General features: G+C 66.9%; 10 protein-coding genes. All 10 read left to right on the forward strand.

Going from position 1 to position 9,938, the window contains the following annotated elements:
* Positions 1 to 2,423, forward strand: a 2,423-nt coding sequence (locus H7841_16895) for a phage tail length tape measure family protein (GenBank protein MEO5338544.1), incomplete at its 5' end; no start/stop codon positions are given.
* Complete coding sequence (locus H7841_16900) at positions 2,420 to 2,899, forward strand: hypothetical protein (protein ID MEO5338545.1); 480 nt, start codon at positions 2,420 to 2,422, stop codon at positions 2,897 to 2,899. The genes H7841_16895 and H7841_16900, both read left to right, overlap by 4 nt.
* A gap of 14 nt (positions 2,900 to 2,913) precedes the next feature.
* Positions 2,914 to 3,774 carry a hypothetical protein gene (locus H7841_16905; GenBank protein ID MEO5338546.1) on the forward strand — a complete coding sequence of 287 codons (861 nt, stop codon included), beginning with the start codon at positions 2,914 to 2,916 and terminating at the stop codon, positions 3,772 to 3,774.
* A gap of 11 nt (positions 3,775 to 3,785) precedes the next feature.
* Positions 3,786 to 4,196: a hypothetical protein gene (locus H7841_16910; GenBank protein MEO5338547.1), complete on the forward strand. Its 411-nt coding sequence runs from the start codon at positions 3,786 to 3,788 to the stop codon at positions 4,194 to 4,196.
* 4 nt (positions 4,197 to 4,200) lie between these two features.
* Positions 4,201 to 4,767 (forward strand): hypothetical protein, encoded by a 567-nt coding sequence (locus H7841_16915; GenBank protein ID MEO5338548.1) that lies wholly within the window; start codon positions 4,201 to 4,203, stop codon positions 4,765 to 4,767.
* A gap of 2 nt (positions 4,768 to 4,769) precedes the next feature.
* Positions 4,770 to 6,113: a hypothetical protein gene (locus tag H7841_16920; protein MEO5338549.1), complete on the forward strand. Its 1,344-nt coding sequence runs from the start codon at positions 4,770 to 4,772 to the stop codon at positions 6,111 to 6,113.
* Positions 6,114 to 6,115: 2 nt separating this feature from the next.
* Complete coding sequence (locus H7841_16925; GenBank protein ID MEO5338550.1) at positions 6,116 to 6,553, forward strand: hypothetical protein; 438 nt, start codon at positions 6,116 to 6,118, stop codon at positions 6,551 to 6,553.
* A 73-nt stretch (positions 6,554 to 6,626) separates the two neighbouring features.
* Positions 6,627 to 7,250 (forward strand): DUF1833 domain-containing protein, encoded by a 624-nt coding sequence (locus tag H7841_16930; protein MEO5338551.1) that lies wholly within the window; start codon positions 6,627 to 6,629, stop codon positions 7,248 to 7,250.
* On the forward strand, positions 7,250 to 7,654 hold the full coding sequence (locus tag H7841_16935) for a C40 family peptidase (GenBank protein ID MEO5338552.1): 405 nt from the start codon (positions 7,250 to 7,252) through the stop codon (positions 7,652 to 7,654). The genes H7841_16930 and H7841_16935 overlap by 1 nt, the downstream gene beginning before the upstream one ends.
* A partial coding sequence (locus H7841_16940) for a phage tail protein (protein ID MEO5338553.1) occupies positions 7,651 to 9,938 on the forward strand: 2,288 nt, incomplete at its 3' end. The genes H7841_16935 and H7841_16940, both read left to right, overlap by 4 nt.

Here is a 9,938-nt window from a genome sequence, read left to right on the forward strand (position 1 = left end):
AGGTGACCTCGGCGGCCAGGGGGCATCTGGAAGGCTTCGCCGGCAACCTGGGCGGTGTGGGCTCCGCCATGCTGCGCCTGGGGCCGGTGGGACTGGCGGCGGGCGCGGCGGTCGGGGCGCTGACCATGGCGCTCGGGCAGGGTCTGCGCGAGATGGAGTCGGCGCAGCAATCTCTGCTGCGGCTCGAAGCCGTGCTGAAGGCCACCGGCCATGCCTCGGGACTGACCGGCCAGGAACTCAACGATCTGGCCGACGCCATGGAGGCCGGCACCATGGCCACCGCCGAAGGGGTGATGGATGCCTCCTCGGTGCTGGCCACCTTCCGCTCGGTCTCGGGCGATACCTTCGTGCGCGCCATCAAGGCGGCGCAGGACCTGTCGGCCGTCTTCGGCCAGGACCTGCGCTCTTCGGCCGTGCAACTGGGCAAGGCGCTGGAGGACCCCGTCGAGGGTGTGTCCGCGCTCAAAAGGGTCGGTGTCAGCTTCTCCGCCTCGCAGCGGGACATGATCGCCTCCATGGTCGAGACCGGCGACGTGGCCGGCGCCCAGGCGCTGATCCTAAAGACCCTGGAGCAACAGGTCGGCGGCGCTGGCGAGGCCGAAGCCTCAGGGCTCACCGGCGCCGTCCATCACCTGAAGGCGGCCTGGGGCAACCTGCTCGAAGAGATGGCCAAGACCCCCGGAATCGGCGGCGTGGTGGAAACCACGCTGAAGGGGCTGACCGCCACCATCGACGGCATCCGGGGCTGGCTCAAGGAGCCAGACATCAGCCAGCAGGTGGCGGCCAAGAGCCGCGAACTGGTGGAAGCCGAACAGCGTCTGGCGGAACTGCGCTCCGGGTCGGTGACCTGGGATCCGTCCTACGGGCTTCGCATTAACCAGGCGACCGCAGCCGCCCAGGCCAAGGTGGACCGCCTCAAGGCCGAGATCGACGACCTGGTCGCCCGTGGCCGCGCCGAGGTCGAAGCCTTCGGTGCGGAGCGCGACCAGGCCGAGGCAGGGCGCCGTCAGGCCGAAGAAGAGCGCAACGCCGAAACCATCGCGGCGCGCATCAAAGCGCTGGAAGCAGAAAAGGTGAAGGCGGCGGTGGACGCCGCCGAGAAGATCGCCGCCGTCCACGACCAGCTTGCCCGCGACATCGCGTCGGCGGAAAAGAAGCGGGGCCTGCCGGGCATCGATCCGGTCGATGTCGATCGCGAGATCGCCCTGTTGCGCGACGTGGCCGCCCGCAAGATCGAGGCCATCGAGAAGCCGATCCGCGAGGCCGCCGCGCGCACCGGCGATCAGGCCCGCAAGGTCATCGCCGATCTGGAACGCCAGTTGGGCGGGCTGACCGATGCCCGAGGTGCAGCCATCGACCAGGCGCTCTCCCGCCTCCCCGAGGGGGCGACGGCGGAACAGCGTGCCGAGGTCGAGCGCCTGTCGGGCGCCCTGTTCGACCAGAAGCAGGCCATCGACGATCTCAACAAGGAACTGGAGGCCGAGGCCAAGCTCCGCGAGAAGGGGGCCGAGATCACCCGGCGCCACCGCACGGCCGAGGAGGAATACCGGGACGTCCTGGCCGAACTCGATACCCTGCTCGCCAACGCCGCCATCGACCAGGACACCTACGCCCGGGCGGTGGAGGAGGCCGAGCGGCGCAAGCTGGATGCCTCCAAGGAATGGCGTGACGGCGCCGTCCGGGCTGTCCACGACTATGTGGAGGAGGCCAGCAACGCCGCCCGCACCGCCGAGCAGGCAGTGGCCAAGTCGCTTCAGGCCGGCGAGGACGCCTTCGTCAAATGGGCGACCACAGGCAAGCTGGCGGCGGGCGATCTGTTCAACACCATGGCTGAGGAGGCTCTGCGCGCCGCCTGGCGCATGTCGGTGATCAAGCCCTTCGGCGGCATGCTGGAGGGGTTGTTCTCCTCCATCGGCTCCGGCCTCGCTGGATGGTTCACCGGGGGCGGCGGCAGCGAGGCTCCGACCCCGACGCCCTCCAACTCGACGCTGATCCTGGAAGCCCATTCCGGTGGCGTGGTCGGCCACGACCCGCTTCGCCGCCGCGATGTCGATCCAGGCCTGTTCGGGACGGCGGAACGATTCCACGGCGGCGGCCTCGTCGGCCTGCGCTCGGGCGAAGTGCCCATCGTCGCCCTTCGCGGTGAGGAGGTGCTGACCCGCGACGATCCGCGCCACCGCTTCAATCTGGCGGGCGGGCAAGGCGGCGTGACCGTGGTCGTGCAGCCCACCGTCACCAATACCGTGCCCAATACCCAGGCCCGCACCGAAACTCGCCGTGGCGCGGCCGGCGAGGTGATGATCGACGTCTTCGTCGAGCAGATGGAGATGCTGATGAGCCGCAAGATCGGCCGGGGCGAGGGCTTGGCCCCCACCCTGGAACGCCGCTACGGTCTCAATCCGGCTGCCGGAGCCTATCGATGACCATCACCTGGCCCACGACGCTGCCCCTGCCGACGGTGCAGGGCTACGGCATCCGCCCGGGCGAGGCGATCCTGCGCACCGAGATGGAGGCGGGACCGGCGCGGCAGAGAAAGCGCTTCACCCAGGTGCCGTCCCGCATCTCCGTGCGCTGGCTGATGAAGCGGGAGCAGTTCGCGCTGTTCGATGCCTGGTACAAGTGGCAGGCCAAGGAGGGCGGCGAGTGGTTCGACATCCCCCTCCTGGGCGGCATGGGATTGGTAGAGCACGAGGCCCGATTCACGCGGCAGTTCGAAGCCAAGCTGGTGGGTGGGGTGCTGTGGGAGATCGCCTCGGAGCTTGAAATCCGCGAGCGGCCCACCCTCGACAAGGAGGCCCTCGGCATCTTTTTGGATAACGATCCGACCCTGCTTCTGGCCTCCATCCGGGACTTCAACGCCCTGGTTCACCGACGCCTGCCGGGTCCGCTGGCCTGGTAACGGAGAAACACGTCATGTCCCTGCAAACCGAACTGAGCGCCGCCGTATCGCAAGCGGCGGCGGATGGGCAATTGTTGCACCAGATCGTCCATGGCGACGATCAGGCGGTCGTCCAGACGGAAGGAGGCCCGGTCAAGACGGTGGCCAAGGCCATCGCCGACATCGATACCCGGCTTCAATCCGGTCTGGAAACGCTGGATCAGAAGGTTGCCGCCGCAGCGGCCAGTGCGGCGCTGGCCGTCCAGGGCGCCGAAACGGCGGAAACGAGCAAGGCGGCCATCGCAGCCAACGCCCAGGCCGCCAGCCTGTCGGAAACGAATGCCGCCGCCAGCGCCACATCCGCCTCGGACAGCGTTGTTGCGGCCAGCGACAGCGCGGTCGCGGCACAGGCATCCAGGGAAGCGGCGGAAACTGCCGCCGCCCTGGCGGAACAATCCCGGATCGCCACCACAGCGGCAGAGGCCATCGCCACTCAGATGGCGACGGGCGCCGCAGTCTCGGCCGAAGCGGCCAACACTTCGGCCATCTCAGCTGGCGTCAGTGAAGTCGCCGCCCGGACGAGCGCGGAAGCTGCGCACCTGTCGGAACAACAGGCGGCGGCGTCCTCTGCCTTGGCCGTCGATGCCGAGGCCGTTGCATCCGCGTCGGCCGCCCAGGCCCTCGCATCGGAAACCGCCTCGGCTGGTTCCGCAACGGCAGCCGCGCAGTCGGAAACCATGAGCACCTTCCGCGCCGGACAGGCCGAGAGCTTCGCCACGGCTGCCGAGGCGGCGGCCGTCATCGTCGCCGAAGCCACGGGGCTGGATCTGCAAACCCTGGTCGTTTCCGCCCGCAGGGGCTCGGACTACCGGGCGCTCGGCATCGAGTTGTTCTGAAAGGAAGGCCCATGACCACCCTTGCCCATTACCTGACGCTCAAGACCGCCCAGGACAACGCCTTCGCCACCATCTCGGCCAAGCTCGACGCCTCCAACCTGCGGATGGACGATTTCGCGCTAATGGTGAAGGCCATCGAACTGATCGAGGACGTCCAGGATACCGACGCCCACGACGCCCTGCTGCGCAAGGTGACCGCCAAGGCGGCCGCGCTCTATGCCCCCGGCTTGAGCGGCGAGGACATCCTCATGCTCACCCGGGCTTCCCGGCTGGGCAACATCCCCCATGGCGGTGAGGAGCGGTGGATGCTGCTCAATCTCGACGAACGGAACTTGGATGTCACCGGCGCCGTGATGGTCGGCGAACGAACCCTGGAATCGTTCGGCGATCGTGTCCTTGAAACCTTCTACGCGGAGACCTGATCCCATGCCCCTGACCATCCCCCCGATCCCCAATGCCGCCCCTTTTGCAGCGTTCTCCGACAACGTCTCGATCTTCAACAACTCCAAAGCCCGCGAAATCCCCGCCCGGCTCAATGCCATTGCCCAGGCGCTGAAGGATCACGTCAACACGCTCTGGCTGGCCACGGCCACCGGCTTCGTCAACGGCACGATCGTCGCCAGCCTGAATGCCGCCATCACTGAGATCGAGACTTTTTCCAACGCCATCGAAACCCGCATCAACGATCAAATGGCCGAGTTCGAGGTCAACCTCGCCGGCTATCTCGGAACCGGCGCGGGCTATTCGGTCGATGCCGCCAACGCGGCCTTGTTCACCGGGGCCATCGTCGCGGGCGATGTCGAATACGACCTCGCGGGCCGGGCGGTTTCCATTCGCCAGGGGCCGCGCCTGATCAACGGCATCACCTACAACGACGACGGGACCATGGCGGGCTATGCCGAGGAACTGACCCTCGGCGGCATCGCCTACACCCGCGCCTTCACCTTCACTTACACGCCCGACGGGCAGATCGCAGCCATCACGGAGGTTTGACGATGGATATCCTGACGTTCAACGCGCTAAAACAGCACCAGCGCCATCTCGACCGCGACCTGCTGGACCCCTGGAAGCGCCCGGCCTTCGCCGTGGTGACCATGAGCAGTTCCGCCCCCTGGGGCACGGTGGTCTACAACCACTATCTCCAGGAACTTTGTCGCCAGCACTACAATGACAGTGGCTACATGCAGGGCAGCACCAGCAGCATGGGCACGGAGTTCTTCAACAACTGGTATTCCTACGGCCAGACCAACTCGAACATCAGCTCGACGGATACGTCTTACGGTGACGGCACGGCGCGCTGCGGTCACTTGGGTCACTTGGCGCTGGCGGTCGGCCCCGATGGCTCGATGATCGGGCGTGCCAGCCCCTATTCGGCAACGGCGCTCCGCAATGTCGGCGTCTGGGTCAACAACAAGACCAACCGCAACCTCGCCCTGTTCATGGAGAACCAGTACGCAGGCGTGGCGCCCCGCGCCATCGCGCCCGGCCGTCTGGCCGGCACCGAGGGCTGGCATCTGGCCTGGACCAACAACAAGTTCTACGCCCAGAACAATTTCGGCACCTACAACAAATACGGGATGATCGGCTACAACGAGAAAACCGGCACACTGGTCGTCAACGAGAACAAGAACGGCGGCACCTCCATGAGGTTGCACGTCTACTCGAATGTCCCGCCGTTCGATATCTCCGCCAGCAACCGCCGTTCCTGGCTCAATAATCTCGACGAGACCCATCATACCGTCTTCGACTGGACGGCCAACTCGGCCGGCTATGCCGAGAGCCTGTATCGCGGCATCGTCATTCCCTGCGACGACGGCAAGATCATCGTCGTGCGCATGGAGCCCAGCAACTACTGCATGCTGGACCGGTTCACGCCGAACGGCTCCGGGGGCTACACCAAGGAAGCCACCCACACGCTGAGCACGACCACGACCTACGGCATGGAGCAGGCAGACCGCAACGGCATCCGTTTCCAGATCTCCAACGACGGCCAATACGTCATCTGCTACCAGCCCTATTACTACTACGGGGCCGGGGCCGAGGTGTTCCTGATCCGGGTGTCGGACGGGAAGTACGCCTTCCTGCAATACCAGGATTCCAGCTATGGCCGGTCGTTCGCTCCCATCCGCGACAGCGACTTCATGGTCTCCTACAGCCCGAACTCGGACAGCGGCTACGGCATCTATATGTCGCATATCGACACCAAGAGGGTGTTCGACGTGATCGCCGACAAGGGGGACATGAGCTCCAAGGTGCCGGGCTTCAACGTCTACATCTTCGACAGCGCATACCACTCGACCAACTACCCCTACATCGTCCCGATCATCGGAGGTATCTGATCATGGCCAGCAAAATCAGCTTTCCCCACGGCAATGACTGGGGCGTCATCGGCCCCGAGGGCGACCACGACCTGCCGGTGGACTCGGTCCTGGGGCACCGCTTCCATCTCGTCGATGGTGAGGTCGTTGATCGCTACGACGGCGCCACCGACGACGAGGTCCGCGCGATCGATGACGAGCGAGTCACGCAAAGGAAGGCCGAGGAACTCCAGACGGCCAAAGCCGCCATGGTTCGGCGGGTCAAGGCCGAGGCCGCGAAGCGTATCGCCAATCTCGACTGGAAGGTCGAGCGCGCCCGCGAGAGGGATGCCCTGAACGGCACTACGACCCTCCAGGAGGTCTATACCGAGCGTGAGCTCATTCGGCTGGCAAGCGACGAGGCCGAAGCCGCCATCGCAAGCCTCGCCACCCTGGAGGATATCCAGGCCTTCTCCTGGTAGTTCGCGCCCCCACCAGGCCCACCCTTCGACCGCCGGCATCAGCCGGCTTTTTTGTGCCTGAAACGAGCCCCCCATGCCCGATCCCGCCTTATCCGAGGCCATCCGCGAGGCCTATGCCTCCGCGCCGGCCGATGTCGTCGTCCTGCACACCCTGGAGATCTGGCACCCGTCCTTCATCGAGGACGGGATCGCCAAGCCGATCCGGGTGGTCAGGAACTACGAGGACACGGCCACTTGGCTCGGGCTCGGCGGAGCGGAGGTTCAGGCCGTGCTCGATGGCCTGGACGAGGAGGCCCGGCGCAAGGTCGGTCTTGTCGCCCGGATCGAGGCGGGGGCGACGCGCGACGCCAGCCTGCTGGTTCCCTTCGTGGCGCTCGGCTTCGAGATGGAACTGCCGCCGGTGGACACCATCCCGGTGCCGGAGATTGTGGTGACGCTCGACAACGTCGGGCGCGAGATCACCCGTCACCTGGACGCCGCCGCCATCAGCCAGGATGCCATCGAGGTCACCTACCGGCCCTACCTCTCGACCGACATCGAGGGGCCGCAGATGGACCCGCCGCTGACCATGACCCTCTCCGAGGTCGAGGTGGACGTGTTCCGTGTCACCGGCCGCGCCCGTGTCCTCGACATCGGCAACAAGGCGTTCCCCAGCGACATCTACACCATCAAGAAGTATCCGGGACTGCGACGCTGATGCATTGGGCATCGGAGTACATCGGCCTGCCGTGGTCCGCCACGGGGGATGGGCCTGACGCGTTCCATTGCTGGGCGCTGGTGCGCCATGTGCAGCGGCAACGATTCGGCCGCGACCTGCCGGCCATCCCCAACCCGGACGACCTGCTCGCCATCGCCAGGGCCTTCCGCGACCACCCCGAGCGCCGACGCTGGGACCTGGTCGAAGCTCCTGAAGAGGGCGACTGCGTCCTGATGCGCCAGGCCCGCTATCCCGTCCATGTCGGCATCTGGTTGGCGGTGGACGGCGGCCGGGTGCTGCACGTCGTCCGTGACAAGGGCGTGGTCGCCCAAACCCGTGACAGCCTCGCTGCCCATGGCTGGCGGATCGAGGGTTATTACCGTTTCATCGGAGACCGTCCGTGACCCGTCCCGCAACTGTCGTGATGGTCCGCAATGCCCTGCGGCCGGAACGTGATCGCCAGGTGATGGCCGTCGCCAAGCCGGTCACCATCCGGGGCTGGCTCGATGGGCAGGGCATCGCCGAGTTTTCTCAACCCACCATCTGCCTGGTCAACGGCCGCGCCGTGCTCCGGGCCGAATGGGCCTTGCTGGTGATCCATGCTGGCGACGTGGTCTGCTTCGTGGCGCTCCCCCATGGTGGGGGTGGCGGAGGTGGCGGCGGCGGCAAAAACCCGCTCCGCACCGTGCTCATGGTCGCCGTCATGGTGGCCGGAATGGCGCTGGGCGCGGCCTATGGCGGCGCCCTGGCCGGAGCCTTCGGCTTCGAGGGCGGGGCGGCGGCCTTCGGCTCGGTCACCTGGGGCCAGGTGTTCGGGGGCGTCATCTCGGGCGCCGTCAATCTGGTGGGTGGGGCGCTGGTCAATGCCCTGGTTCCTGCCCCCAATCCGGCCCGACCGTCGGCCGATTGGGGGCTTGGCGGCATGGGCAGTCCGCCCAGCCCGAGCCCGACCTATTCGCTGCAGGCCCAGGGTAACCAGGCCCGGCTCGGCCAGCCCATTCCGGTAATCTACGGCCGCCACCTGGTCTATCCCGATCTCGCCGCCGAGCCCTGGTACGAGTACGCCGGCAACGAGCAGTACCTGCACCAGCTTCATGTCATCGGTCAGGGCTACTACGACCTCGAGGCCATCCGCATCGAGGACACCGACATCGGCAACTTCGCCGAGGTCCAATACGAGATCGTCGAGCCGGGTGGCGCCGTCACCCTGTTCGATCCGAACGTCACCTCGGCGCCCGAAGTCGCTGGCCAGGAACTGACCGCGCCCAACGACCTGGGCTCGGGGGAGACCGGCTGGATCGGTCCCTTCGTCTCGGCTTCGGCCGAGACCACCGCCACCCGGATCGGCATCGACATCGTCTTCGCCCGTGGCCTTTACTACGCCAACGATTCCGGCGGGTTGGATGCCCGTTCCGCCAGTTGGGTGGTCGAGGCCCGGACCATCGACGATGAAGGCCTCGCCATCGGCGCTTGGCAGCAATTGGCCTCGGAAAGCCATTCCGCCGCCACCAACACGCCGATCCGGCTGAGCTACCGCTACGTCGTGGCGCCGGGCCGTTACGAGGTCCGCCTCCGGCGCACCGACAACAAGGACACCTCGTCCCGCACTGGCCACGAAATCCGCTGGGCGGGCTTGAGCGCCTGGCTCCAGGACGAGCCCGACTATGGGTCGGTAACCCTGCTGGCCATCCGCATGCGGGCCACCGACAACCTGTCGCAGCGCACGTCGCGGCTGATCAACTGCATCGTGACGCGCAAGCTGCCGGTCTGGTCCCAGGCAGGATGGTCGGCGCCGGTGCCGACCCGGTCCATCGCCTGGGCTTTCGCCGACGTGGCCCGAGCCGACTACGGCGCGGAACTGGCCGACGCCAAGGTCGATCTCACCGGCCTCTTGGCTCTCGATGCCGTCTGGGACGGCCGGGGCGATCACTTCGACGGGGTGTTCGACACCTCCATGACGGTATGGGAGGCGCTGACCCGCATCGCCCGCTGCGGCCGGGCCGTGCCCATCCAACAGGGCGGCATCGTGCGGATCGTCCGCGATGGACCGCAGAGCCTGCCGGTCGCCCTGTTCGGCCCCCGCAACATCGCCAAGGGCAGTTTCCGCATCCGCTACGTCATGCCTGGTGAGGAGACCGCCGATGCGGTGACGGTGGAATACTTCTCGGCCCGCACCTGGCGGCCTGACGAGGTCACCGCCAAGCTCCCCGATTCCGCCGAGGAGAAGACCGCCCGCCTCCAGCTCACCGGCTGCACCGACAAGGACCATGCCGGACGTGAAGGCCTCTACATGGCGGCTGCCAACCGCTATCGGCGCAAGCTCGTCACCTTCCAGACCGAGTTGGAGGGGCTGATTCCCACCTATGGCGACCTGATCGCCCTCGTCCACGACATGCCCCGCTGGGGCCAGGGCGGCGAGATCGTCGGCTGGGACGGGGAGACCCTGATCACCTCCGAGCCGCTGGAATGGGCGGCAAGAGGCGTGGAGGGCGGAACGCCCGACGGGGAAGCCAATGAACTCGTCCCCCACTACCTGGCGCTTCGCCGCCCAGACGGGGCCATTGCCGGCCCCTATCCAGTGATTTCCGGCGAGACCGACTACGAGGCGGTGCCGCAAGCTCCCCTCGACATCGAACCCTACACCGGCGGCGAGGCCGAACGCACCCACTACGCCTTCGGGCCGTCGGA

Origin of the sequence: Magnetospirillum sp. WYHS-4 (assembly GCA_039908345.1) — a bacterium.
Lineage (GTDB): Bacteria > Pseudomonadota > Alphaproteobacteria > Rhodospirillales > GLO-3 > JAMOBD01.

Bases quoted from the DNA above. Each gene is read 5' to 3' on its own strand.
- H7841_16915 (MEO5338548.1), top strand. From the start codon at position 4,201: ATGCCCCTGACCATCCCCCCGATCCCCAATGCCGCCCCTTTTGCAGCG.
- H7841_16935 (MEO5338552.1), top strand. From the start codon at position 7,250: ATGCATTGGGCATCGGAGTACATCGGCCTGCCGTGGTCCGCCACGGGG.
- H7841_16920 (MEO5338549.1), top strand. From the start codon at position 4,770: ATGGATATCCTGACGTTCAACGCGCTAAAACAGCACCAGCGCCATCTC.
- H7841_16925 (MEO5338550.1), top strand. From the start codon at position 6,116: ATGGCCAGCAAAATCAGCTTTCCCCACGGCAATGACTGGGGCGTCATC.
- H7841_16930 (MEO5338551.1), top strand. From the start codon at position 6,627: ATGCCCGATCCCGCCTTATCCGAGGCCATCCGCGAGGCCTATGCCTCC.
- H7841_16900 (MEO5338545.1), top strand. From the start codon at position 2,420: ATGACCATCACCTGGCCCACGACGCTGCCCCTGCCGACGGTGCAGGGC.
- H7841_16905 (MEO5338546.1), top strand. From the start codon at position 2,914: ATGTCCCTGCAAACCGAACTGAGCGCCGCCGTATCGCAAGCGGCGGCG.
- H7841_16910 (MEO5338547.1), top strand. From the start codon at position 3,786: ATGACCACCCTTGCCCATTACCTGACGCTCAAGACCGCCCAGGACAAC.